This window comes from Granulicella paludicola, from assembly GCF_025685545.1.
GTDB lineage: Bacteria > Acidobacteriota > Terriglobia > Terriglobales > Acidobacteriaceae > Granulicella > Granulicella paludicola.
Genome location: NZ_JAGSYC010000023.1, coordinates 97,892 through 122,117, shown reverse-complemented (window position 1 = coordinate 122,117; position 24,226 = coordinate 97,892). Strand labels below are relative to the sequence as shown.

At 59.0% G+C, this 24,226-nt stretch carries 20 protein-coding genes and 2 tRNA genes; 14 read left to right on the top strand and 8 right to left on the bottom strand.

What is annotated here, in order from left to right:
• The first annotated feature begins 261 nt into the window (after nt 1-261).
• The 5 genes from OHL14_RS07930 (at nt 262) to OHL14_RS07910 (ending at nt 9,504) form a co-directional block, all read left to right on the top strand.
• Nucleotides 262-2,334, top strand: coding sequence for a TonB-dependent receptor (locus tag OHL14_RS07930; RefSeq protein ID WP_263378801.1), 2,073 nt, complete (start codon nt 262-264; stop codon nt 2,332-2,334).
• Entirely contained in the window at nt 2,331-3,689 is a 1,359-nt protein-coding gene (locus OHL14_RS07925; protein ID WP_263378800.1) for a hypothetical protein, read from the top strand. The genes OHL14_RS07930 and OHL14_RS07925 overlap by 4 nt, the downstream gene beginning before the upstream one ends.
• A gap of 161 nt (nt 3,690-3,850) precedes the next feature.
• Nucleotides 3,851-5,149 carry an alkaline phosphatase family protein gene (locus OHL14_RS07920; protein ID WP_263378799.1) on the top strand — a complete coding sequence of 433 codons (1,299 nt, stop codon included), beginning with the start codon at nt 3,851-3,853 and terminating at the stop codon, nt 5,147-5,149.
• 345 nt (nt 5,150-5,494) lie between these two features.
• Nucleotides 5,495-8,605: a DUF2339 domain-containing protein gene (locus tag OHL14_RS07915; RefSeq protein ID WP_263378798.1), complete on the top strand. Its 3,111-nt coding sequence runs from the start codon at nt 5,495-5,497 to the stop codon at nt 8,603-8,605.
• A 44-nt stretch (nt 8,606-8,649) separates the two neighbouring features.
• The gene (locus tag OHL14_RS07910) at nt 8,650-9,504 is read left to right on the top strand and encodes a M48 family metalloprotease (RefSeq protein ID WP_263378797.1); all 855 of its coding nucleotides are present in this window, start codon (nt 8,650-8,652) and stop codon (nt 9,502-9,504) included.
• A 238-nt stretch (nt 9,505-9,742) separates the two neighbouring features.
• On the opposite strand, the gene OHL14_RS07905 is transcribed toward OHL14_RS07910, so the two are convergent.
• A tRNA-Phe gene (locus tag OHL14_RS07905) sits at nt 9,743-9,817 on the bottom strand.
• Between the two features lie 279 nt (nt 9,818-10,096).
• Between OHL14_RS07905 and OHL14_RS07900 the strand changes: the two genes are divergently transcribed.
• From OHL14_RS07900 to glgP, 3 genes are all read left to right on the top strand, one after another.
• Complete coding sequence (locus OHL14_RS07900) at nt 10,097-11,788, top strand: adenosine deaminase family protein (RefSeq protein WP_263378796.1); 1,692 nt, start codon at nt 10,097-10,099, stop codon at nt 11,786-11,788.
• Nucleotides 11,789-11,909: 121 nt separating this feature from the next.
• Nucleotides 11,910-12,200 (top strand): hypothetical protein, encoded by a 291-nt coding sequence (locus OHL14_RS07895; RefSeq protein ID WP_263378795.1) that lies wholly within the window; start codon nt 11,910-11,912, stop codon nt 12,198-12,200.
• Between the two features lie 340 nt (nt 12,201-12,540).
• Nucleotides 12,541-14,310 (top strand): alpha-glucan family phosphorylase, encoded by a 1,770-nt coding sequence (gene glgP / locus OHL14_RS07890; protein WP_263378794.1) that lies wholly within the window; start codon nt 12,541-12,543, stop codon nt 14,308-14,310.
• 101 nt (nt 14,311-14,411) lie between these two features.
• On the opposite strand, the gene OHL14_RS07885 is transcribed toward glgP, so the two are convergent.
• Together OHL14_RS07885 and OHL14_RS20215 are read right to left on the bottom strand one after the other, a co-directional pair.
• Complete coding sequence (locus OHL14_RS07885; protein ID WP_263378793.1) at nt 14,412-14,882, bottom strand: PA2169 family four-helix-bundle protein; 471 nt, start codon at nt 14,880-14,882, stop codon at nt 14,412-14,414.
• Between the two features lie 298 nt (nt 14,883-15,180).
• Nucleotides 15,181-15,318: a helix-turn-helix domain-containing protein gene (locus OHL14_RS20215; RefSeq protein ID WP_396271096.1), complete on the bottom strand. Its 138-nt coding sequence runs from the start codon at nt 15,316-15,318 to the stop codon at nt 15,181-15,183.
• Nucleotides 15,319-15,911: 593 nt separating this feature from the next.
• On the opposite strand from OHL14_RS20215, the gene bcp reads away from it, so the two are divergent.
• Nucleotides 15,912-16,367 carry a thioredoxin-dependent thiol peroxidase gene (gene bcp / locus OHL14_RS07880; RefSeq protein ID WP_263378792.1) on the top strand — a complete coding sequence of 152 codons (456 nt, stop codon included), beginning with the start codon at nt 15,912-15,914 and terminating at the stop codon, nt 16,365-16,367.
• A gap of 76 nt (nt 16,368-16,443) precedes the next feature.
• Nucleotides 16,444-17,178 carry a polysaccharide deacetylase family protein gene (locus OHL14_RS07875; RefSeq protein WP_263378791.1) on the top strand — a complete coding sequence of 245 codons (735 nt, stop codon included), beginning with the start codon at nt 16,444-16,446 and terminating at the stop codon, nt 17,176-17,178.
• A 22-nt stretch (nt 17,179-17,200) separates the two neighbouring features.
• Here OHL14_RS07875 and OHL14_RS07870 read toward each other — a convergent pair.
• Nucleotides 17,201-17,277, bottom strand: a tRNA-Arg gene (locus OHL14_RS07870).
• An 83-nt stretch (nt 17,278-17,360) separates the two neighbouring features.
• On the opposite strand from OHL14_RS07870, the gene OHL14_RS07865 reads away from it, so the two are divergent.
• The gene (locus OHL14_RS07865) at nt 17,361-17,930 is read left to right on the top strand and encodes a DUF2911 domain-containing protein (RefSeq protein WP_263378790.1); all 570 of its coding nucleotides are present in this window, start codon (nt 17,361-17,363) and stop codon (nt 17,928-17,930) included.
• Nucleotides 17,931-17,997: 67 nt separating this feature from the next.
• Here OHL14_RS07865 and gcvPB read toward each other — a convergent pair whose 3' ends face one another.
• From gcvPB to gcvH, 4 genes are all read right to left on the bottom strand, one after another.
• Nucleotides 17,998-19,545 (bottom strand): aminomethyl-transferring glycine dehydrogenase subunit GcvPB, encoded by a 1,548-nt coding sequence (gene gcvPB, locus OHL14_RS07860; protein ID WP_263378789.1) that lies wholly within the window; start codon nt 19,543-19,545, stop codon nt 17,998-18,000.
• 54 nt (nt 19,546-19,599) lie between these two features.
• Nucleotides 19,600-19,944 (bottom strand): hypothetical protein, encoded by a 345-nt coding sequence (locus OHL14_RS07855; protein ID WP_263378788.1) that lies wholly within the window; start codon nt 19,942-19,944, stop codon nt 19,600-19,602.
• A gap of 39 nt (nt 19,945-19,983) precedes the next feature.
• Nucleotides 19,984-21,348, bottom strand: coding sequence for an aminomethyl-transferring glycine dehydrogenase subunit GcvPA (gene gcvPA / locus OHL14_RS07850; protein WP_263378787.1), 1,365 nt, complete (start codon nt 21,346-21,348; stop codon nt 19,984-19,986).
• A 79-nt stretch (nt 21,349-21,427) separates the two neighbouring features.
• Complete coding sequence (gene gcvH, locus OHL14_RS07845) at nt 21,428-21,817, bottom strand: glycine cleavage system protein GcvH (protein ID WP_263378786.1); 390 nt, start codon at nt 21,815-21,817, stop codon at nt 21,428-21,430.
• Nucleotides 21,818-21,982: 165 nt separating this feature from the next.
• Here gcvH and OHL14_RS07840 point away from each other — a divergent pair, with 165 nt between their 5' ends.
• The 3 genes from OHL14_RS07840 to OHL14_RS07830 all read left to right on the top strand — a co-directional run bounded on the left by OHL14_RS07840 (nt 21,983) and on the right by OHL14_RS07830 (nt 24,178).
• Nucleotides 21,983-22,966: a ring-cleaving dioxygenase gene (locus OHL14_RS07840; RefSeq protein ID WP_263378785.1), complete on the top strand. Its 984-nt coding sequence runs from the start codon at nt 21,983-21,985 to the stop codon at nt 22,964-22,966.
• A 70-nt stretch (nt 22,967-23,036) separates the two neighbouring features.
• The gene (locus OHL14_RS07835; protein ID WP_263378784.1) at nt 23,037-23,678 is read left to right on the top strand and encodes an alpha/beta hydrolase; all 642 of its coding nucleotides are present in this window, start codon (nt 23,037-23,039) and stop codon (nt 23,676-23,678) included.
• Nucleotides 23,675-24,178 carry a MarR family winged helix-turn-helix transcriptional regulator gene (locus OHL14_RS07830; RefSeq protein WP_263378783.1) on the top strand — a complete coding sequence of 168 codons (504 nt, stop codon included), beginning with the start codon at nt 23,675-23,677 and terminating at the stop codon, nt 24,176-24,178. Before OHL14_RS07835 ends, OHL14_RS07830 begins: the two co-directional genes overlap by 4 nt.
• The last annotated feature ends 48 nt before the right edge of the window (nt 24,179-24,226 follow it).

Below are 24,226 nucleotides of genomic sequence, written 5' to 3'. Positions count from 1 at the left end.
CTGTCGCCTTGTTGCTTCACTGTAACGGAGCTGCGGTTACAGATCTGTAAATCACCTCCGCTTCACCCCCCAAAACCTTGAGCTCTCGGATCGGCGAGTACTGTTTCTTTTCTGCAGGAAGCTTGCAACGACAGTAAATCTCGGAGAAATCACTGAACTTTACTTCGACACATCGACTACGTTCGCGATGGCGTCTGGAGATGACTTCAGGCACGAGTTTTTCGATTCGCTGATCGCTTTTGGCTAGTGGAGGCTACAAATATGAAATACCTCGATTCAGTTCGACTACGAATTCTGAGCGTGCTCTTCGTAGCGATATTCGCTCATGCAAGCTTTGGACAGGAGACGGGCGCAAGCCTCGTCGGTATCGTTAGAGACAGCGCTGGCGCCATGGTGCCGGGGGCGACTGTCTCTGCTACGGATGTAGGCACTAACGCGCGAACCACCCAGCAGGCCAACGGCAAAGGTGAGTATTCGCTTCTGAACCTTGCACCCGGAACCTATTCACTTCACATCGAGGCATCAGGCTTTCGGGGCTATGACCAGACCGGTATCCGGCTTGAACTGAACCAGCATGCAACCCAGGATGTCAGTCTTGCGCTAGGCCAGGTCTCTCAAACAATCAGCGTCAATGCGGACGTCTCGGGACTGGATACAGTGACTTCGGTCATCAGCGATGAGGTCAACGGCCAGTCCCTTCGTGACCTGCCGCTCAATGCTCGTAATCCGTTTGCACTACTGGAACTAATCCCGGGTTTCTCCGGCTCGGTCGGTGATGACTACAACTCAAATAGTTTTTCGCTCAGCGGTGGGCGCCAGGGTTACCACGACACCATCGTCGATGGAACGCCGGCAGGTTTTCCTACGGTCAATGGGAATGCGGGTATCGGCGTCTTTCCTTCCATCGACGCGATCGGCGAGTTTCATGTATTTGAGCAGAACTATCCTGCAGAATATGGCCGGTCTCTTGACGGCATCATTAATGTCGTCTTCAAGTCTGGAGCAAACCAGTTTCATGGTTCGCTTTTTGAGTTCATCCGCAACTCGGCTTTGGATTCAAACAGCTATTTCTCCAACCTTAACAAGGTTCCATTACCGCTCTTCCATCGCAACCAATACGGTGGCGAGTTGAGCGGACCCATTTATAAGAACAAAACCTTCTTCATGGTTTCGACGGAGTTGCTGCGCGCCAATCAGGAGAATGAAGGGTATTCCACGGTGCCGACAGCCCTGCAACGCACTGGTGACTTTTCTCAGACCCTGGCACCCAACGGCCAACCCATACAGATATATAACCCGTTCACCACTACCTGCATTGTCGCGGGACAGAACCCATGCACCAGCGGCTACACCCGCTCCCTCTTTGCAGGTGGAAAGATCAATATCCCACTGAATGCTGTTGCTCTGAAGGCGATCTCGTACTACCCATTACCAAACGTGCCGGGTGCAGGAGCGACCAATAACTATTTTGCGAATGGAGGCGAGCCAACACAGACGACAGCGTGGGACGTTCGCGTCGATCACACGATTAGCGAGAGGCAGAAAGTTTTCGCTCGTTACTCGAATCGATTCTATGAGTCCTATCCCGAAGCTCTTTGGCCGGCAGCAGACGCCGTCGCAGAAGGTCTGATCGATGGTCAGGATTTCTCGCGTGGTGTGACGATTGGATACACGGCTTTTCCGAAGGCGAACATGATCTACGACGCTCGCATCGGCTTTGCGCGCACACTCTACAACTATCTGAACAACAGCCTTGGGTTTCAGGACTCAACGCTGGGTCTGCCTTCGAATATTGACGCGGCAACCAGCACTCCGCTATTCCCGGTGTTGTCGCCGGCGGGCTATACGGGACTCGGAAATAATGGCAATCGCCACAATGCCTTCATGACCTACAGCCTTGTCTCCTCTCTCACGTGGGTACATGGCCCCCATTCGGTCAAAGTGGGATTTGATGGCCGGTTGATTCGCGTGAACGATCATGAGAGCGCGGACAGTGCGGGCAACTTCAGCTTTGGAACGAATTTTACTCAGCTTCCCAATATTGCCAATTCAACATCAGGTAACGGACTCGCAACGTTTCTGCTTGGCATCGGCACGGGCGACGTGATCCAGGAGTATAAGGATGACGCCTCGCAGAGCTACTACCTTGCAGGGTACGGTCAGGACGACTGGCGCGTGAACCCAAAGCTGACGTTGAATCTCGGTCTTCGGTATGACATTGACACGCCACGCACTGATCGCTTCAACCGGATGAATTATTTCAATCCAACAATTGCATCGCCCCTGGCAAGCTACGTTCCCGGTCTTCAAGGGGGCTGGTCTTTGTCGGTGTGAATGGCAACAGCCGTCATCAGTACCACATGGATGCAAACAACCTCGCCCCGCGTGTCGGATTCTCCTATGAGCCCATCAAGAACACGGTCATCCATGGTGGCGGAGCGATCGTGTACGGTCCTTCAGCGCAGGCAGCGGCTGGAACGGTAGGACCCTACGGCTTCCGCGTACAGACCAACTGGGTTAGCACGACGAATAATAACGGCATCACCCCCAACGGCACCTTGTTGGATAATCCGATTCCTCAGGGCTTCCAACCGCCACCGGGAGCCGCGAATGGTCTCTTGACCGGTATTGGCGGACAGATCGAAGGCGTATTGCAGAACACGCCGACACCGTATGTCATCCAATACAACCTCGATATCCAGCAGGCTCTTCCGTACGACACGACTGTCGATGTCGCCTATGTCGGAGATCGTGGTCGCAAACAACAACAGAGTAGGGAAGGTGGCATCGACTTTGATCAGCTGCCGGTTGCTGATCTCGCGCTGGGGTCACAACTTCAAGCGTCCGTCGCAAACCCCTTCTACGGTGCGATTACCAACGGAGCCGCTCTCACGGGACCGCAAACGACTCGTGCGCAACTGCTTACTCGTTATCCGCAATACACAAGCATGCTCCCACTGTTTCTTTCAGGCGGCGACAATCAATACGACGCGTTGCAGCTTCGCCTCAACAAGCGCTTTGCCGCAGGGTTACAGGTGCAGGCTTCCTATGTGCTCGGAAAGATCTATGACAACGGAACCAACCACCAAGACAGCTTCGATCCGCTGAAGGATTACGCTGTCGCCTCGTATGACATCCACCAGCGCTTCATTGTGAGCTATATCTACAATCTTCCTTTTGGACGAGGACGCATGTTCGGTAGCCATATCTCCAGGGCCGAAGACGCTGTACTGGGAGGATGGCAGGTCAACGGCATCACAACCGTGCAGGGAGGAACGCCTCTGCAGATATCTGCGAGCAATACGCTTTCCAACTTCGACTTCCAAACTCTCTTCGCGAACACCACAGGTCAGAACGCCACCCTGCACGGTGATATCCATCAAAGGCTGAAGAAGTACTTCAACACGGCAGTCTTCAGCCAGCCCGCACCCTTCACGCTGGGCAATGGTCCGGCTTATTATGACAACCTTCGTGGTCCCGGTTTGGACAGTACAGACCTCTCGCTATTCAAAGAGTTCAGTCCGGTCTGGAGACTCAAGGTGCAGTTCCGTGCAGAGACGTTCAATGTGTTCAACCATGTGCAGTTCGGCAATCCGGACACGGGTGTAACGGATACGGCTTTCGGGCAGATCACTTCCCAGGCCAACACACCCAGGCAGGTCCAGTTCGGATTGAAGCTCCTCTTCTAAAACTGCATCTTGGCGAGGAGCTGCCAAGAGGTGGCTCCTCAATTCCTCCATCAAATATCCATCGCGGCAGGAGGTTGCATGAGGGTGAGCCGCAGAAATGAGCAGTGTTGAAAAAAGGATTGTGTCTTTTCGCTTTAGCTTTGGTCACCAGCGCTGCAAGCATGTCTCAGAAAGTGTCAAAGCCTGACGCGCAGAAGTCCGTCGTCATTGTGATCACGTTGGATGGTTTTCCTGCACGAGCTCTTCTCGACCCGCGCCTCCCCATGCCGACGCTGCGGGCTCTAATTGCGAAAGGTACGGTGGCAAGCGGCATGCAGCCGATCAATCCCACCGTGACCTGGCCGAATCACACGACCTTGATTACAGGAGTGGATGCCAGCAAGCACCACGTAGTCGCCAATGGTCTGATTACATTTCCGGACGATCAAGGTCAGCCGACGATTGAACCCTGGACGGATAAGTCAAAGCTGGTCCACGCAGAGACACTCTATGAAGCTGCCGCTGCTAAGGGTTTGACCACAGGGCAGGTGGACTGGGTAGCCATCTATGGCGCGAAAGGCGTCAACTGGCAGTTTGGTGAGAAGCCGAATGCGGATAGCCCGATCGCGCGCGAACTGATCACGAGTGGGATGGTGACTCGCGAAGAGGTCTTGGAGTTTGGCGAAAAGAGCAGTCCCGCCTGGCGCGATCAGGTATGGACGGACGCGGCCGTGGATATGATCGAGCACCACACGCCAGATCTGCTTCTTCTTCATCTGCTGGAGACTGATTCCATTCAGCACGCATACGCGCCCCTGACGCCAGCTGCATACGCTGCGTACGCGTATGCCGATCACTGCCTGGAACGAGTAGTGGATGCCGTACGTGAGACGGGAGCGCTCGATCGCACCACCTTCTTTGTCCTGTCCGATCATGGTTTCTCGACGTACACGCACACGATCAGCCCGAACGCAGCCCTCGTAAAGATGGGACTGCTGCGCAAGAGCAACAGCGCATACTTCGGAGACGTCTGGGTCAAGGCCGAAGGTGGCGCGGCGGAGTTGTTCATTCGTAATGAAAAGCAACGCGCAGCACTCGTTCCGAAGCTCAAGTCATATTTTGAGAGAGTCGAAGGTATCCAACATGCCTACACGAACGAAGAAGCGCGCTCGATTGGCATGCCTTCCGAAAGAGATACGGATCAGGCACCTCAGCTGTACCTGACAGCCAAGCCGGATTTCGCATTCGGCGACAACGTAGACGGGGAGCTAATAACGACGCATCCACCGAAAGGAGCGCACGGTTACCTGAATTCAAACTCAGACATGCAAGCTTTATTTGTGGCCTCGGGAGCTGCTATTCGCCCCGGCGTCAAAATGGATGCAATCTCGAATTTGCGGGTGGCGCCCACGATTGCGAAAATACTAGGGATTCAGCTTCCCGAGGCTGAGTTACCGCCGTTGAACGAGATGCTTCGTTAGCTGATGAGACGTGCCCATCACATGGCTAGAGATCCAACGAAGGGGTAGAAGGCATTGCGCTGGGCGTATCGGCCTGTCACCAGATGACAGAGCCTGCGGATCGCTCCCCGGCAGCCGAAATTCCGTCAGCTAATCCGCCTGTCATCCTCGTGGCTTGAGATCGTTGCTCTTGTTCGAACACCCGCAGCAGACACCCGCAGTATGCCCTGTGAATCTGGAGCAGACACATCTCCTCATCGTTGATCTTGTCCTGTAAAAGAGCGGGATCAGCGCTGCCAGTTCAGCATGGAATCTGATACTCACTGCTCCCTTACTCTGTTTCTATGGAATACTCTTCGCAAAGCCATGGAAGACTTTCTGCTGTTCGTACTCGTCGTTGCGTTCGTCTGGGTATCTATCCGCGTCAGCCGTCTGAGCACCCGCGTCAAGGATCTCGAGCAAGAACTCTCGCGCACACCCAGACCTGCCGCACAGCGGACAGCGGCCTTCCCACCTCCCCCGCCTATCGCTCACTCGGCGCAGCCGGCCGCCGCGCACATCGCTTCGCCAGCCGCATCCCCGTACAAGCCTGCCTTCATCCCACCTGCCCCAACACCACCGCCTGCCGCTGCTCCTCTCCGCACAGCCACACCCTCTGAACAACCCTCTGCCGCTGCTCCCTCGCCAGAGGTGGAATCGCCGCGTCGCCCTGCGCCGCCACCTCCGACCTTCAACACACCGGTCTCTCCCAAGCCGCACCTCTCGCTCGAAGCGCGCCTCGGCCAGAACTGGCTCAACAAGCTCGGCATCACCGCGCTCGTCATCGGCCTCGCTCTTGGCCTGGGCAAACTCATCGTCAACATCGGCCCGGCAGGCAAAGACGCCATCGGCTTCGCGCTCGCCATTGGCATCCTTGGCCTCGGCATCTTCCTCGAACGCAAACCCGCGTACAAGCTCTTTGCGCGCGTGCTCATCGGCGGAGGCTGGGCGCTCACCTTCTTCCTCAGCTATGCGCTCTACAACGTCACGCTGCTTCAGGTGCTGCACTCCGAAACCCTCGACCTCGTCCTGATGTTTGCCGTCGCCGCTGCGATGGTCGCGCACTCTCTGCGCTACCACTCCCAGGTGGTCACCACCTTCGCGTTCCTGCTGGCCTTTATCACCGTCGGCCTCAGCAACGTCACGCTCTTCTCGCTTGTCGCCGGAGCGCTCCTCACTGCCGCACTCGCCTTCATCGTCTACCGCGAGCGCTGGTACGCGCTCGGCCTCGCCGGACTCATCGGCGTCTACACCAACCATTTCCTTTGGCTGCACCGAGTCCTGCCGGGCGGCGGCATCGCCTACCTGCATCAGTACGGTCACCCCTTTTCCGACTTCCTTCCAAGCACCCTGCTCCTGCTTGCCTACTGGCTCATCTTCCGCCTCATCTACGTCCTTCGCCCACCGCAGAACGACGCCTCGCACGACGCCAATCACACACTCGCAACGCTAGCCGCTCTGCTCAACTCCGCAGGCCTCCTCGGCCTCATGAAATACCAGTCCAGCCACCCCGAATGGGCTTTCTACGGGCTGATCGCTATCGGCCTTGCAGAATTGGCGCTCGCTCTCGTCGCTCGCGGCTCCCTCATGTCCGATGCCGAGGCGCAGCCCAACCGCATCGCCTTCATCACGCTTTCCACGCTTGCCAGCGTGCTGCTCCTCGCGGCCATCCCTTTTAAATTCCATGGCTCAAGCTGGATCCTCTTCTGGTTCCTTGAAGCCGAAGCCTTCTTTCTCACCGGCATCCGCATTCCAGAGGTCGTCTTCCGTCGCCTTGGCTTCGCCACCAGTCTCCTCGCGTCCCTCGCTGTCATCGCGGTCTCATCGGTCCTCCTCATCGACTCCGCCGCGGCTGCAACGTTCATCGGTCACAAGGTCGTTGTCCTCTTCGCCGCAGCCCTCCTCGTCTGGTTCAACGCCGAGTTCACCACACGCCGCTGGTCAACCTCCCACAACGTACTCGACCTCCGCGCTCTCCATCTCAGCGGCTACCTCGCTCCAATCCTCGCAGCGCTCGGCCTCGCCTTCCTGCTGCATCCTAACTCTGCATGGCTCGGCATCGCATGGATGCTGCTAGCGCTCGCTCTCAGCTTCACCGCAGATCGCTTGCGCTCTACCCACCTCGCAACGCAGGCCGACCTCCTCGCACTAGCCGCGATCGTGCGTTCCTGCGCCGTCAATCTCTTCCTCAACACCGAACACACACACGGCTTCTCCACGCGCCTGCTCACCGTCGGCATCCTCGCAGCGCTGCTCTATCTCTCCATGCGCCGAAAGGCCGCAAGCTACCTACTCACAACCAACGCCATCGCACCCGCCTATACATGGATCGCAGGCGCGCTCGCCGCTCTGCTTTGCTGGTATCAGCTCGAACCCGTGAGCGTCGCCGTCGCCTGGGGCATCTTCGGACTCGTTCTCTTTGAACTCGGCATCCTCTTCCGCAGAAGCTACCTGCGCCACCAGTCCTACGTGCTGCTCCTCGCGGCCTTCATCCGCATCTTCTTCGCAAACATGCAAGTCCCTGACACCAGTGGAGACCTCAGCCCCAGCCTCTACACGGTTCTTCCCCTCATCGCCGCCTTCGCTTACCTCTACGAACGCACGCAATCACTTGCTTCCGCCAACAGCTTGTCCTTTCAACCAGACGGCAGCGTAGCAGACAGTCCTACAGTTCGACACTCTACTCTCGATCTGTACGCAGGCACCCTCTTCAGCTGGTGCGCCCTCATCGCCGCAGGCACGCTTCTCTACTTCGAACTACGCCCCGGCTGGATCCTCTTAGCGTGGACACTGCTTTCCATCGCGGTCCTCGCACTCGCAGCCATCCTCAAGCGCACGATCTTCATCGCGCAATCACTCCTCACGCTCCTCTTCGTCACTGGCCGAGGCATCGCCTACCACCTCTTCTACCCCGCTCCACTCGCGACCACCTTCATCACCTCGCGCCTCTTCACCATCGGCCTCACCAGTGCACTCCTGCTGCTCGCGCTCCCCATCGCCTTCTACCTCCGCAACCATTTCACGACATTGCTGACATCTCGACCGGAGGCCGCAGGCCGCGGCGGAAAGATCCCTGCATTTGGGACCGTCTCCTCGCTCTCAACCATCCTCCACCACCCCGAACAGCCCTTCTTTTTCGCGCCACTGCTGCTTCTCACGCTCCTTCTCTACGTCCATTTCACGGGAGGAGCCATCACCATAGCGTGGGTCGCCCTCGGAGTTCTCACCTTCCTCTTTGCCCTCGCCGTCAAGGAACGCAGCTACCGCCTCTGCGGCCTCGCGCTCCTCCTCCTCGGCGTCGCCAAGGTCCTGCTATGGGACGTCTGGCACGTCCCCGCCAACGAGCGCTACCTTACCCTCATCATCATGGGAGCCGCCTTGCTCCTCGTCAGCTTTCTCTACTCCCGTTATCGCGAGACTCTCCTCAAGCTCCTCTGACCAACACCATGAACGAATCCCGCAAACGATTGCTCCCTCTCGCAATGATTCTGCTCACTGGCATCCTCGCCATCGTGCGCGTGCAGCGCCAGCACATCACCACGAAGCCCTCTCCACAAGCTCTTCTCTCCGCAGCAGCCGACGCGCAACACGAGCTCGTCCGCATCCCCACCCACTTTGATCTTATGTCCGACTCCGACGAGATCGCCCTCGGCAACACCCTCGCCGCGAATTACTCCAGCGAACTCGACACCATCAAAGACTCCGCCCGCAACAAGGCTATCGAGCAGTACCTGCGAACCGTCGGCCTTCGCGCTGCCACCCACACCCGGCGCACCCTACCCTGGCGCTTCCACTACATCCCCGACGACCACTTCATCAACGCCTTCGCTCTTCCCGGTGGACACGTCTTTGTCGGCGCTGGTCTGCTCACACTCATGCACTCCGAAGATGCGCTCGCCGCAGTGCTCGGTCACGAGATCGAACACATTGACCTCCGCCACTGCGCCGACCGCTATCAGACCGAAGCCCACCTCCGTCACCTCGACCCCACAGGCGGCTTATTCTCTCTCCCCGTGGATATCTTCATGGCTGGTTACAGCAAAGATCAGGAGTTGGAAGCCGACCGCGATGGCACCACACTCGCCGTCGAAGCTGGCTACTCTTCCCAGGGCATTCTGCAACTCTTCGCCGAGTTTGCAAGACTCGAGCGCACCGATGTTGCCTCACCCACTAATCCCCTTGACGAGGCAGCCCACCTTTCACTTGCTACTTTGGGCGGCTACTTTCGAAGCCACCCACCCGTCACTGAAAGAACCGAGCAGATCGCACATCTCATTGCCTCCAACCACTGGCAGAGCCCTCCTCTGGTTGCGTTGCGACTATTCCGTTCGCCTTGATACTTTGCTTGCGACCCCATCCCTACTCGGATTCACCCGAGACGGACGCGTGGCATGGGATCGCATGTCAAAGGGTAATGAGAAAGTGTATGAGAGCTGGATCGTCTTTACAATGGCATTTGCCTCGGCCTGGGTTCAACCGATCGACCACCGCCGCGGGCACCCGGGAAGACTTTGCGACCATTCCCGCTGATCGCTAGGCGGAAGCTACCGTAGGAGACACAAGGATATGTGGGAGTGGTGGCCAGAGACGGGATCGAACCGCCGACGCCGGCCTTTTCAGGGCCGCGCTCTACCACTGAGCTATCTGGCCTTGGGGAGAAACATGCGCAAGGGAAATCCCCCGAGCTACTTCACACGCAGCCAAGTCCGCCCGTGAAGCTCGTGCGTTTCGAAACGTCGCCTGCCTGTGGGGAGGGGAACTGGCTTTTGCGGGTCATACTCCGTCACCGCGCCGCCATCGAGAACGTCATACTTAGTATAGCAAGCCTTCGCCCTCGCGCCAAACCCATCCTTACTGACCTGTGCAAACCAGCCGCATTTCGCTCACCCTATCGATTGTCATCCTGAGGCGTAGCCGAAGGACCTGCTTTTGTCTCGGCGTGAATCTGCCGTCCACATCGCCGCAGCAGGTACGATGGAAGCCAACCCACCCGCCGCTCTCGGAGGCTTTACGATGTCTCTCCTCGCCCGCCGCATCTCTACGTCGCTCCTGCTTTTCGCCGCTTGCACTTCGCTCTGCGCGCAAGCTCCTTACGCCGAGCCGCGGACCTCTCTCGCCTTCGAAGCCGCGAAGAAGACCGGCACCCCCGCTCTCTATGCGTTTCTCGCGTCCATGCCCAAGGGGGCCGATCTCCACATGCATCTGTCCGGCGCCATCTACGCTGAGACCTTTCTGCGCGAAGCCGTCGATCAGGGCCTCTGCGTCAACCCCGCCACGCTCTCGCTAGACGTTGCGCAGAAGGATCATGACTGCGCGAAGGGTGAAATCGCTGCCAGCTTCGTCCTCAAAGACCAGCACCTATACGACGCGCTCATCGACAGCTTCTCCATGCGCGGCTTTGTTCCCACGCCCGGCGTGACCGGCCACGACCAGTTCTTCGCCACTTTCGCTCGCTTCGGCGCTGCGAAGAACCCCGGCCAATGGCTCGACGAGGTCGCCACCCGCGCCGCTGCCCAAAACGAGCAGTACCTCGAGATCATGCAGACTCCGCCCTTCGCGCACGCCGCTGGTCTCGGCTACAAACTCGGCTGGCCCGCGGGTGCCACCGAGCACATCTCACGCGAACAGCTCGCCGACCTGCGCAGCAAACTCCTCGCCGACGGCCTCAAAGAAGAAGTTCTCACCGACATCAACGACCTCCAGGCATCTCTCAACGCGCGCAATACCATTGAGCACTGTGGCGGCTCCATCCTGATGATTGATCCGGCTCATCCACACTTTGCGCCGTGCTCTATCCAGATCCACTTCCTCTACCAGATCCTCCGCGCCTTCCCACCCGAGCAGGTCTTCGCCCAGACGCTCCTCGGCTTCGAAGTTGCTGAAGCTGCTCTCAAGGCCAACCCCGCTAGCCCGATCGTCGTTGGCATCAACTTCGTGCAGCCAGAAGACGACCGCCGCGCCATGGCTGACTATCACCTGCAGATGCAGATGCTCGACTATCTGCACTCCGTCTATCCCGACGTAAAGCTCTCGCTGCACGCGGGCGAACTGGCTCCGGGCTTAGTACCCCCCGACGGCATGAGCTTCCACATCCGTGAGGCCATCGACCTCGGCCATGCCTCCCGCATCGGCCATGGCGTCGACGTTATGTACGAGACTGATCCTGCCGCGCTCCTCAAGCAGATGGCGGACCAGCACACTATGGTCGAGATCAACCTCACCTCCAACGACGGCATCCTCGGCGTGAAGGGCATCGACCATCCGCTGCACAGCTACATGGCCGCGCACGTTCCCTGGGCGCTCTCCACCGATGATGAAGGCGTCAACCGCAGTGATCTCACCCGCGAATACGTCAAGGGAGCCTTCGAGCAGAACCTCACCTACGCCGACCTCAAGCGCTCCGCTCGCACCGCGCTGGAGCACTCGTTCCTCGCCGGCGAAAGCCTTTGGGCGAAGCCGGACGACTTCGCCCATCGCAAGGCTGTCTGCGGCTCCGTTACCCCTGCACCCGCCAGTCACCTTACCGGCGCGTGTAAGGACTTCGTCATGGCCAATGAGAAAGCTCTCCAGGAACTGGAGCTCGAATTCCGTTTTGCCACCTTCGAGGCAGAGCAGCACTAAACTCAGCTAGGATTCTTTGCTTTGTCATTCCCGCAGGGAATCTGCTTTCCTGTCGCCACCACTACAGCTATTCAATTGCCCACATTTATACTGACCTCACCACGCCTGAAAGGCACCGACCATGAAGCGCATCCTCATCATCTTCTTTCAGTTCCTGCTGATGCTCGTCGTCTTCCTCGTCGGCTCCTTTTTGCCTGTCTTCCATATCCTGCCGCTGTGGTCTGTCACCACTAGCCCCTCGGGTCTATTTGTCCTCGACGGCGTATACCTTCTGATTTTCCTGTATATACTGCTCCTCGCTATCGGAGCAGCCCGTCGCCGCTTCCCGCGGGCCGCCATCAACTCCACCATCGCCTTGGTTCTCGCGCTAATTATCGGCTTGGCCTCGAAGTTTCCCTTCCGTAGCCTCTAACTGGCTCTCTTCAAACCACTTGAAAGATGCATCGCATCCCGCCATAGATGGCGGTCGGCCCCGCTGTGTGCTGAAATGCGACGCCGGTATCTCCCCGTCAAGAATGTCCGATAGCTCCCCACAAAAGGGGCACTCACCTATGCCCCTCACGAGCACCGATTAAGAGCTCTTTTGCTCTCAAACCTTGCTACATTGGTAAACATCAGGCAGGGCAGTCGGGCTTACAACAGATCCCGCCCCTGCGGCTGGCACATGGCACGAGTTCGAAGATTCACCGCACTACCTTGAACCGCCTGTAAGCATTTGCGAGACTAGCCGACTCAAAGGACTTCCTTAATCCATGACCTTTACCCCCGCCTCTTCCCCCTTCGACATTACAGAGCGCAAAATAGCCTATTTCTCTATGGAGATCGCCCTCTCCAAGAGCCTTCCCACGTACTCCGGTGGCCTTGGCATGCTGGCAGGCGATACCCTTCGCTCCGCAGCGGACATGGGCGCAAACCTCGTCGCAGTCTCCCTCGTGCATCGCCGGGGCTACTTTCAACAGCACCTCGATGCCGTTGGCCAGCAGACCGAAACCGACGTGCCCTGGCAGCCTGAGTCGCTGCCCTCTGCCGGGCAGACTATCGTCCTCCGCCTGCAGAGCCGGGACATCGCCATCCAGGCTTGGCGCTTCGATGTCGTTGGTGTCACGGGCCATGTCATCCCCGTCTTCCTGCTCGACTCTGATGTGGAAGGCAACGATCCCTGGGACCGTCGCCTCACCGACCACCTCTACGGTGGCGACACCTACTACCGTCTCTGCCAAGAAGCTATTCTCGGCCTCGGCGGCATCCACTTGCTGCACGCTCTCGGTTGTCAGCCCGAAGTCTGCCACATGAACGAAGGCCACGCCTCACTGCTGACCATCGGCCTGCTCGAAGCTCGCCTCGCTCCGTCGCCGCTATCTGCCGCAACGGATGCCGACGCCGAGGCCATCAAGCAGCAGTGCGTCTTCACCACCCACACGCCCGTCCCCGCCGGACATGACAAGTTCGGTGTCGACCAGATGGTCAACGTCCTCGGTCACGAGCGCGCTGCCACCATCGACCGCTTCGGCTGTCTGCACAACAACCTGCTCAACATGACCTACCTCGCCCTCCGCTTCGCCCGCTACATAAACGGCGTCGCCATGCAGCACGGCAAGGTCTCGCAGGCTATGTTCCCCGAGTACGATGTCCATGCCATCACCAACGGCGTTCACGCGGCGACCTGGCTCTCAGCGGACTTTCAGAAACTCTTCGACAAGCGCATCCCCGACTGGCGCACCGACAACAACTACTTCCGCTCGGTCTACGGCATCGAGCCACAGATTATCGAGCAGACCCATCAGCGCGGCCAGCAGCGCCTCTTTGCCACCATCAAGGAACGCACCGGCATCGAGCTCGACCCCAATGTGCTGACACTCGGCTTTGCCCGCCGCGTCGCCACCTACAAGCGCGCAACATTGCTCTTCCATACTCCGGAACGCTTGATCGAGATCGCCGAAAAACTCGGCGGCCTGCAGATTGTGTTTGCTGGCAAGGCACATCCCGCCGACAATGCTGGCAAAGCCTTCATCCGCGAGGTCTTCGCCGATGCAGCCAAGCTTAACAACTCCAAGCTGCGCATCCTTTACCTCGAAAACTATGACTGGGATCTCGGCGAACAACTCACCAACGGTGTAGACGTGTGGCTCAACACGCCGCTTCGTCCCTATGAGGCCTCCGGCACGAGTGGCATGAAGGCGGCACTGAATGGCGTACCTTCTCTCTCTGTACTCGATGGCTGGTGGATTGAGGGCTGTGCTGAAGGCGCCACTGGATGGGCAATCCCCGACCTCGACAACGAAGCTGACGAAGCCGACGCTCTCTACACAAAGCTAGAGCACTCCATTGCGCCCCTGTTCGCCGATCAAGCGGCCTGGGCCAAGATGCGGCGTCACTGCATCGGCATGAACGGCAGCTTCTTCAACACCAACCGTATGCTGGCGCAGTACATCGCCAACGCCTACTTCCCGCTCGAAGCCTCAAACCCGACGATCGATCGCAGCGCTATGCGTGAAGAGGTTTATCAGGCCGCATTGGTGTAAGGCCCGGCCTCAACATCGAGCGTTGCTTTCGTTTAAGAAAAGGCGGTCAGAGACTAATCTCTGGCCGCCTTTTCTCGTACCAAACTGATTGAGTTATTGAGTTATTTTGCGAGAGCATCGCGTGTGTCACGCACGTAGTTGTGCGCGTTTATCACGTGTGCCTGCTGCGTGGTCAGTAGCTCGCGAATCGGCAAAGGAAGGTCATGCTCCAGAGCATCCTTATAAGCCTTCTTGGCCTCATCCTCGCCTTGTTCCGCCGTCTCCAAAAGCGTGTGGTCGCCGCCACCCAACTTGGCCTTCAATTCACCCCAGGCGCGATGGAACGAACCCGCAGTGGAGCCGGACTCAGAAATATCAGCAATGCCTGCGCGATGCAGCTCACTTTCCAGTTCGCCGCGAAACTCTGCGCGCTTCAAGCTCTCAGCTAGGAAGTAACGCTTCAGCTTGTCATCCTTCAGGTGCTCACCGATATCGGAGAAACCTTTCTGGCCATCCTGAAGGCTCTTAATTACATCGAGCAAAACGCTCTCCATCTCTTTGTTCTTTGTCGATCCATCCAATGTATTCGCCATTCGAAATTCTCCTTGTTGATCGAGCCACTAACTAGAGTGCCGCGATCCGTTCTTTAGCTAGATGCCATCAACTCATCTACTGTTAGCTGCCCGCATTGTGAAGTTCCAGCCATCGCCGTATGAACTTTCATGAGATGGATTATTTGCGTCGCTCAGACCTGTTCTGATTCCCACCGCTCTGGTCGGCTGAGTCGATGCCGATTGTGAGCGTGTGGCGCATAGGATTCGCCAGCACTGGGAATCCCGCACAAAGAACGTATGTGACTTCCAGACAAGGTATCGAGTTATGCGTGAATCTCTACACACCACGGAGAAGTTCGGAGAGCTCAACTTTGAGACCGAGCGCTATCACATCGAGAAACACAAGTGAGATGGACTTTTTCCCTCGTTCAACATCCGAGATAAAGCTTCGGTCGATTCCGAAGTCCACTGCCATGCGAAGCTATGTCATATTTTGTGCGCGGCGTAGCTCACGGAGCCGTTGTCCGAAACGTGCTTCGAGGCTGATTCTGCGAAGTCCCATATCTTCGGAAGTCGGTGCCAACTTCGTCTGCTGAGACGTCATGCTCATGGATTGGTGCAATGTGAAGTTCCTCCGATTTCGTCAAGCTCAACAATCTGGCCCGTGTGCATTGCTCGTGTATATCCAGAGTTGAACAATTCGAGTCGCCGCAAGGTCGCGGGATCGCATCGGTGAAACTTTTCTTCTACCTCGAGTGTTCGCTCCTGCTTGGATCGAACCGCGGTGCAGAAGCAATGAAGGCAAATGGAATCGAATGTTCCATCAAGCTGGAGTCGATGCACGAACTGGCCAACTTGCTTAAGAGGCATAAATTTCCTTACTGGATTTCCGGAGTCCGGCGTTGAGTTGACATTATCCGAACGTGCGGAGCCGTCTCTGTGCTCATTTGCACACCGCGATCGTTTTATTTGAGACCGTCTTCACTGGCTACATCGACTGCCGCCCGCACCAGCTGTTCGCTATCGGCAGAGCTCAAACCACTCGCTATAATCTCTGCAGGAGACACCATGCAGCCCGGCGACCTCGTAGAAGACTTCACCCTCCCTGACCAGGATGGAAACTCGATCACCCTTTCCAGCTTCGCCGGCTCGCCCGTCGTTCTCTTCTTCTACCCTCGCGCCGACACTCCCGGCTGCACCATCGAAGCTTGTGGCTTTCGCGACCACTTCGCCAAGCTCAAGAAGGCAGGCGTCGTCGTCCTCGGCATCTCGCGAGACACCGTCGCGAAGCAGAAGAAGTTTGCCACCAAGTACGACATTCAATACCCGCTGCTCGCCGACGCCGAGATGGAACTCATCAAGCGCTTCGACCTTCTCAAAGAGAAGAAGATGTACGGCAAGCCCGTGACCGGTGTTGCCCGCACCACCTATCTCATCGGTCCCGACCAGAAATTGATTCACGTCTTCGAGAACGTGAAGCCGGAAGGCCACGCCGAAGAGGTTCTGGCGTTACTCAGCAAGTAGGCATTGCCTCAACACGGCCCAAGGCGATAGCCTTGGGCCGTTCTTCATCTCGGATATCCGTCACGAAGGAACTTTTTTGAGTCCCACTGAACAGCTTGCCATCGCCGCTGCTGCCACCGCCGCTGTCGCTTCCATCGGAGGCACGCTGACGTACGCAGCATTGCACCCGGGCTCGCAGCTCTTCGGTCGCACGATCATTGCCGGCAACAACCCACTCGAAGCCGCACTTACCTATGACGACGGCCCGAACGATGCCGTGACCGACGATCTGCTCGATCTCCTCGCAGCCCACAACGCCCGCGTGACCTTTTTCATGATCGGCAAATACGTCCGTCAGCAGCACGCGCTAGTCCGCCGCATTCACGCTTCTGGACACCTCATCGGCAACCATACCGAGACGCATCCCTGGCTCGCCTGGCAGTCCGACCGCGTCATCCGCGAAGAACTCCAGCGCTGCCAGCATGCCATCGAAGACACCCTTGGCTGCGCCGTGCACTACTTCCGCCCACCGCATGGGGCGCGTCGACCGGCCGTTTTCCGCGCGGCAGAGGAGCTTGAGCTGAAGGTGGTCCAGTGGAACGCGATGGGACTAGATTGGCGGCCCATCGGGGCCGAGCGCATAGTGGCAAACCTTGACCGCGGCATGGCACGTGCTCAGCAACGCGGCAGAGGCGCAAATCTTCTGCTGCACGACGGCGGAGACATCGCGATGGGCGCGGATCGCTCCGCCACTATCGCTGCCACTGCGACCCTGCTGCAGCGCTGGTCACAGCAGGGCATCAAGCCCGTCACGGTTGACGCCTGGGGTTGAACTCAGTTGTAAAAAAGGAAAATGGTGCACCCGAGAAGATTCGAACTTCTGACCTACAGCTTCGGAGGCTGCCGCTCTATCCAGCTGAGCTACGGGTGCCCTGCTTACTAGCCTAGCAGAAACGTTCCATCGGACGAAACGTCTACACCAAGAACCTACCTTGACCGGAGTAGCATAAGCCCATGAAGACACTCGCACGCTGTACCCTCCTCGCCGCCAGCCTCCTCGCCATTCCTACTGCGCTCTTCGCGCAGGATATGCCCATGACCGACCATGGCGTCTCCGAAAACGGCAAGCCGCTGGCCTCGCCCGCTGCCACCGCCGAGGTTCAGCTCGCCGGACAGACCATCACCGTCAAGTACAACTCTCCGCGGATGCGCGGCCGCAAGATCATGGGTGGCGTCGTCCCCTATGGCGAAGAGTGGCGTACGGGAGCAAACCCCGCCACCACGCTGATCACCCCGATTGATCTAATGATCGGCACGCTCAAGGTCCCGGCCGGTACCTACACGCTCTTCACGCTGCCAAGCGAGGGCGTCTGGCAGTTCATCGTCAGCACCAAGACTGGCGAGTGGGGCATCCCGTACCCCAAGGGCAGCGACCTCGGCCGCACACCGATGAAGAAAGAAAAGCTCTCTTCGCCGATGGAAGATATGACCGTCGCTTTCGAGAAGACGATGGGCAACAAGACCCAGCTACACATCAAATGGGAGACGACTGACGTCTACGTCCCCGTTGTGGCTACGAAGTAGCTTTTTTTAGGGCAAGCGAAAGGCCCGGCATCCATGCCGGGCCTTTCGCTATTGCTGCTTCCAAAAACTACCACTCCTTAGCGGCAGTCCCCAGCGTCAGACCATCCTCAGCGGGTCCCTTCCAGCGCAGTACAGGCTTGCGGGCAGCTGTCGTCTCATCCAGCCTCTGCAGGCGCGTCGTATGCGGCGCACTCTGCACCAGCTCCGGATTTTCCTCGGCTTCGCGCGCAATCTGTTTCAGCGCGTCGATGAGCAGGTCGAGCTCCTCGCGGCTCTCGCTCTCCGTCGGCTCGATCATCATCGCGCCCGATACGACCAGCGGGAAGCTCACCGTGTAGGCGTGGAAACCATAGTCGATCAGGCGCTTGCCCATATCGCCGGTCTTCACACCGTTCTTCGCCTGCAGCTTGTCACTGAAGACGACCTCATGCAGGGACGGCGACTTGAACGGCAGCTCGAAGGTGTCCAGCAGCTTGGCGCGGATGTAGTTCGCGTTCAGCACGGCATCTTCCGTCGTCAGGCGCAGGCCATCCGGACCGTTCGCAAGGATGTACGCCAGCGCGCGGATAAACATACCGAAGTTCCCGTACCAGGCGCGAACACGGCCTACCGTCTGCGGACGATCGAAGTCGAGCGCCAGCGAGCCATCGGCCTTCGTCACGACAACAGGCTTCGGCAGGAACGGCTCCAAGTGCTTTTTGCATGCCACCGGGCCCGAACCCGGGCCACCACCGCCGTGCGGGGTCGAGAAGGTCTTGTGCAGGTTGAGGTGCATTACGTCCACACCGAAGTCGCCCGGCCGCGTCTTGCCCACCAGCGCGTTCATGTTAGCGCCGTCCATGTACAGCAACGCGCCCTTCGCGTGCAGGATATCCGCGATCTTATGGATGTCGCTCTCGAACACACCGATGGTCGACGGGTTCGTGAGCATGAGCGCGGCGGTATCTTCATCCACCATGCGCTCGAGCTCGGCAAGGTCCACCATGCCCAGCGCGTTCGACTTGAGGTTCGCCACCTCATACCCACATATCACAGCTGTCGCGGGGTTCGTGCCATGCGCGGAGTCCGGCACGATGATCTTCTTGCGCGGGTTGCCGTTGGCCGTGTGATACGCGCGCGCCAGCAGGATGCCGGTGAACTCGCCCTGTGCGCCGGCAGCGGGCTGCAGCGTGATCGCGTCCATGCCGGTGATCTCGATCAGCGCCTCGCTCAGGATCTTCATGATGCCGAGCGCGCCCTGCGACAGCGACTCCGGCTGATAGGGATGCGCCTCGGCAAGACCTTCGAGGCGAGCAACGGCCTCGTTGATGCGCGGGTTGTACTTCATTGTGCAGCTGCCCAGCGGATACATGCCGAGATCGATGGCATAGTTCCACGTCGAAAGCCGCGTGAAGTGGCGCACGATCTCAATCTCGCTCAGTTCTGGCATCACGCCGAGGCCGTCGGTGCGCTTCGCTGCGCCCAGCAGGGAAGCGGCATCGACAGCGGGTACGTCCAGCTCTGCCAGACGGTAACCCTTTTTGCCTGCGGAAGACTTCTCAAACATCAGGTCTTCGTTCTGATTGACGTGCGTCGTCACCTTGCGCGGTGTGCCTACAAACTTCTCGTCTGCCATTGGAATCTCCAAACTTAAACCTTGCGCTCCGCAACTAGGCGGAGGAATGTGCTGCTAGAACTCTTCTTCGTCCTCGGTTCTGCCTGACTCTGAATAGCTTCCCGACTGAGGCCCTTCCAGATCTTCTTCGCGCAGACTAAGCGCGATGACCGTGCCTGTATCGAACTCGATCGTCAGGGCCTCGAACTCTTCGCATGAAGCCTTCGCGACCGTCTCGCCAATGAGCGAGCAGAGGGCATTCCTGTATTCCGGCTCACCGTACGCGACTGAAAACTCCTCGAACAGAAGGTGCGGCCAGGCGAAGAGTGTAAACGTCGGATCATCGAAGCACAGCCGCAGATGATCGCGCACAAACTCGACTGCCGTCAGCTCCCGTCCTTCGATTGCAGTTACATCCATCGTGTCTTCCTCTGCGTACGTTTGCGTTCTGCCTTTGCTTTAGAGAATCGCCGCTGCTGCGTCCATCTGCACCTTCGTCGTCAGCTCGGTCGCGCACCAAAGCGCAGCGCTCTCGCTCAACTCGGGGTACCACTGTTTTAATGCCACACCGCCGATGATCTGCTTCTCGAGCAACTTCGCATTCACCGCATCAGCAGCGGCGGGTAGAGCAATCGCGAACTCATTGAAGGTCGGTCCGCTGAACAGCGACTTGGCTCTAGCCTTGGCGAGCGCATCCTTCAGGTACTCTGACTTCGCAAGGTTCTGCTCCGCCAGGTCCTGCAGGCCTTGCTTGCCGTACACCGTCAGGTAGATCGTCACCATCATCGCGACGAGCGCCTGGTTCGTGCAAATGTTGCTGGTCGCCTTCTCTCGGCGAATGTGCTGCTCGCGAGTCGAGAGCGTCAGCACAAAGCCGCGCTTGCCGTTCTTGTCCTTGGTCTCGCCCACGAGCCGCCCCGGCATCTGGCGCAGGAACTTCTCCTTGCAGGCGATGACGCCGCAGTACGGTCCACCGTAGCCGACAGCAACGCCGTAGCTCTGTGCTTCGAGCGAGACGATATCCGCCTCAACCGGAGGCCTCACGATACCGAGCGAGATAGCCTCAGCGATCGAAACGATCAGCAGCGCGCCCTTCTTGTGGGCAATCTCTGCAATCGCGGCGACATCTTCAATCACGCCGAAGAAGTTCGGCGACTGGATCAGCACCGCAGCCGTCTCGTCGGTGATGGAAGCCTCCAGAGCAAACAGATCGACCTGGCCGGTCTTCGCGTCATAGCCGAACTCGGAGATGGGAATCCCCTGGTGCTGCGTGGCGGTCTTCATCACCTCGCGGTACTCCGGGTGGACAGTCTTCGCGACGACCGCGCCCAGGCGTCCGGTCACGCGGCAGGCCATCAGCATCGCTTCAGCCGCGCCAGTCGAGCCGTCGTACATGCTGGCATTCGCAATCTCCATGCCGGTCAGTTCGCAGATCATAGTCTGGAACTCGAACATCGCCTGCAGCGTTCCCTGCGAGATCTCCGGCTGGTACGGCGTGTAGCTGGTGAGGAACTCGCCGCGCTGCACCAGCGAATCGATGATGACCGGTCGGTAGTGGCGGTAGGCGCCTGCGCCAAGGAAGCTCGCATACGCCTTCGCGGCGGGCTTCGTCGCCAGCTCGGCGATGTCACCGCTCGCGACATTTCCTGCGAAGGCGCGGAAGCGGTCCAGCACCTCGCTCTCGCTGTGCTGACGCGGGATCTTCAGGTCTTCGGTCAGCCGGTACTCGGCGGGGATTGTCTCAAACAGGCTCTCGATCGACGGCACGCCGATCTCGGCCAGCATCGCCTCGCGGTCAGCGGGGGACTTGGGCAGGTAACGCATTTCTTGTACTCCCTCAAATCTGGGTACTGGGTCCGGGTGCCCCGGGTCCGGATTCTCGGACCCGGGCTACCAGTTCTTCTTAGTGGCCGGTCTCTTCCGAGACAAACTTCTCGTAGTCCGCAGCCGAAAGTAGCGAGCTCAGATCATCCGCGCCCTTGGTCTCGACCTTGATCATCCAGGTCGCGTTCGCGTCGCTGTTGATCGTGTCGGGCGCGTCGTTCAGGGGCTCATTGATCGCGGTGACTGTGCCTGTTACAGGCGAATACAGGTCGCTCACGGCCTTGACCGACTCAACCGAACCAAAGGTCGACCCGGCGGTCAGCTCCTGGCCCACCTTCGGCAGCTCGACAAACACAATGTCGCCCAGCGAGCTCTGGGCGTAGTCAGTAATGCCGATGGTTGCGGTGGCGCCATCCAGCTCCACCCACTCGTGCGACTTCGCGTAACGGTACTTTTCGGGATAGCTCATAACCCTAATTGTAGAGCGTCTTTTGAAGACGGGTTTTGCTCAGCCCAAAGCTTTCTTCCGAAGGCTGCGGGTGATAGGAAATCGGACTTTGAATCTTTTATTACGGTATCGAATCTTATTGAGTGAAAGTAATTCGCCAGCCCGCTCGAAAGGAGCACCCAACCCATGACGACCTCGACCTCAAACCCGATCCTTACCCCCATCGTCGGCCTGCACCACGTCACCGCCATCGCCTCCGACCCGCAGCGCAATCTCGACTTTTACACCGAGGTCCTGGGTCTCCGCTTCGTCAAGCGCACGGTGAACTTCGACGATCCCGGCACCTACCACTTCTACTTCGGCGACGACGCCGGTTCGCCCGGCACGATCATCACGTTCTTTCCCTGGCCGAGCGCCCGCCGCGGCCGCGCCGGTGCCGGAGAGACAACGCACACCGCCTATAGCGTGCCTGCTGGCTCGCTCGATTACTGGGAGAAGCGCCTCGCGGACAATGGCATCCTCGCCGAGCGCACCGGCAAGCGCTTCGACGAAGAGGTGCTGACGCTCGCCGATCCTGACGGCATGAAGCTTGAGTTAGTCGCCCATGTGAACGCTCCCGACATCAAGCCCGCGCGCTATGCCGATGTTCCACGCGAGTATGCTCTGCGCGGCTTCTTCGGCGTGACGATGCTGCACACCGCGCTTGCTCCGACGGAGAAAGCTCTGAATGTACTGGGCTTCCAGAAGGTCGCCGAAGAGGGCAACCGTGTTCGCTTCAGCTCTCCCGATGGAACGACGCTGGGCAACCACATCGATGTGGTCGTTGACCCAGGCGCGAACTACGGCAGCAGCGGCGCTGGATCGGTGCATCACATCGCCTTCCGCGCATCGGACGATGCAGCACAGGCGGCGTGGCGCGAGGAGATCGCCAAGCACCTCTCGGTGACGCCGGTGCAGGATCGCGACTATTTCCACTCGATCTACTTCCGTGAGCCCGGCGGCGTGCTCTTCGAACTCGCAACCGACAACCCTGGCTTCGACATCGACGAGCCAATCGAGACACTCGGCGAGGCGCTGCTCGTGCCGCAGTGGCTCGAAGCCAGCCGCTCGCTGATCGAGGCGCGTCTACTGCCGATCACTCTCAGCCAGAGCTCCACCTCGCAAAAGTAATCTGAGTGCCTGCGAGCCCATAGCCAGAGAAGTGGATATGGGCTCGCAGCGATCCCTGAAAGGAATGAAAATGACCAGCCCACACCTAGCTCAACCCGTCCGCTACGCAGGCGCGCCGCTCGCCTCCGCGAAGGGCGCCATCGTTCTGCTGCACGGCCGCGGAGCGTCTGCGGAAGACATCCTCTCACTTGGCGAAGCCTTCCAGCGGTCAGAACTCGCGCTCGTCGCACCGCAGGCCGCAGGGCACACCTGGTATCCCAATTCGTTCCTCGCGCCCCGCGCAGCCAACGAGCCCTTCCTGTCGTCTGCGCTTGCCAAGGTCGCGTCTGTCGTCGCGGACATCGAAGCCGCAGGTATCCCGCGCGACCGCATCGTGATCGCCGGTTTCTCACAAGGCGCATGCCTCACCACGGAGTTCGTCGCGGCCAACCCCGCGCGGTACGCAGGCCTGATCGCTTTCACCGGCGGCCTGATCGGCCCACCCGAGATGGATCTGCACCATGAAGGCCTGCTTGCCGGAACGCCGGCACTCCTACTCAGCGGAGACCCCGATCCGCACGTCCCATGGCAGCGCGTCGAAGACTCCGCCCGTGAGCTGAACCGCATGGGTGCAGTCGTCGAGGCGATCCGCTACCCCGGTCGCCCGCACACGGTGTCTATGCCCGAAGTCGAGCACGCTCGCAAGCTGCTACAGCAAGCCTTCGGCGCATGACGACGCGTACCATGATGCAGAGCGAGGGAACGATGGCGCAGGCGAACGATACGACCGGCAATGCAGGAAGCAGCGCAGCTCTATGGGTCGTGCTCGCCCGCGCCTACCGCGCGATGGAAAGCTTCGTCGAGCACTCCGTCGCCTCGCTGGGCATCGGCCTTAGCGACTTCATGATCCTCGAAGCACTGCTGCATAAGGGCCCCATGACGATGACCGCGCTATGCGACGCTGCGCTCCTGGCAAATGCCTCGATGACCTCGGCCATCGATCGCCTCGAAGAGAAGAAGTTCGTCGAACGCACGGCCGACAAGACCGACCGCCGCGTGCGACTCGTGCAACTCACGCCGGACGGCACAGCGCTCATCAAGCGCCTCTACCCGCGTCATCTGAAGGACCTCGACGAGGTGATGAAGGACGTGCCGCCAGCCGAACGTGCAGAACTGCGGCGAGGCCTCAAGACCATTGGCCTCGCGGCCCAGGCTGCTTCTCGAAACCGGTAGTAATTTCCAGCAGACATGCAAAAGGCCTCGCCATTGCACTGACGAGGC

Bases quoted from the DNA above. Each gene is read 5' to 3' on its own strand.
- OHL14_RS20215 (WP_396271096.1), bottom strand. From the start codon at position 15,318: ATGGCAGTGGACTTCGGAATCGACCGAAGCTTTATCTCGGATGTTGAA.
- OHL14_RS07865 (WP_263378790.1), top strand. From the start codon at position 17,361: ATGAAGACACTCGCACGCTGTACCCTCCTCGCCGCCAGCCTCCTCGCC.
- OHL14_RS07885 (WP_263378793.1), bottom strand. From the start codon at position 14,882: ATGGCGAATACATTGGATGGATCGACAAAGAACAAAGAGATGGAGAGC.
- gcvPA (WP_263378787.1), bottom strand. From the start codon at position 21,348: ATGCGTTACCTGCCCAAGTCCCCCGCTGACCGCGAGGCGATGCTGGCC.
- glgP (WP_263378794.1), top strand. From the start codon at position 12,541: ATGACCTTTACCCCCGCCTCTTCCCCCTTCGACATTACAGAGCGCAAA.
- OHL14_RS07830 (WP_263378783.1), top strand. From the start codon at position 23,675: ATGACGACGCGTACCATGATGCAGAGCGAGGGAACGATGGCGCAGGCG.
- OHL14_RS07855 (WP_263378788.1), bottom strand. From the start codon at position 19,944: ATGGATGTAACTGCAATCGAAGGACGGGAGCTGACGGCAGTCGAGTTT.
- OHL14_RS07840 (WP_263378785.1), top strand. From the start codon at position 21,983: ATGACGACCTCGACCTCAAACCCGATCCTTACCCCCATCGTCGGCCTG.
- OHL14_RS07920 (WP_263378799.1), top strand. From the start codon at position 3,851: ATGTCTCAGAAAGTGTCAAAGCCTGACGCGCAGAAGTCCGTCGTCATT.
- OHL14_RS07835 (WP_263378784.1), top strand. From the start codon at position 23,037: ATGACCAGCCCACACCTAGCTCAACCCGTCCGCTACGCAGGCGCGCCG.
- gcvH (WP_263378786.1), bottom strand. From the start codon at position 21,817: ATGAGCTATCCCGAAAAGTACCGTTACGCGAAGTCGCACGAGTGGGTG.
- OHL14_RS07930 (WP_263378801.1), top strand. From the start codon at position 262: ATGAAATACCTCGATTCAGTTCGACTACGAATTCTGAGCGTGCTCTTC.
- OHL14_RS07915 (WP_263378798.1), top strand. From the start codon at position 5,495: ATGGAAGACTTTCTGCTGTTCGTACTCGTCGTTGCGTTCGTCTGGGTA.
- OHL14_RS07895 (WP_263378795.1), top strand. From the start codon at position 11,910: ATGAAGCGCATCCTCATCATCTTCTTTCAGTTCCTGCTGATGCTCGTC.
- OHL14_RS07910 (WP_263378797.1), top strand. From the start codon at position 8,650: ATGATTCTGCTCACTGGCATCCTCGCCATCGTGCGCGTGCAGCGCCAG.
- bcp (WP_263378792.1), top strand. From the start codon at position 15,912: ATGCAGCCCGGCGACCTCGTAGAAGACTTCACCCTCCCTGACCAGGAT.
- gcvPB (WP_263378789.1), bottom strand. From the start codon at position 19,545: ATGGCAGACGAGAAGTTTGTAGGCACACCGCGCAAGGTGACGACGCAC.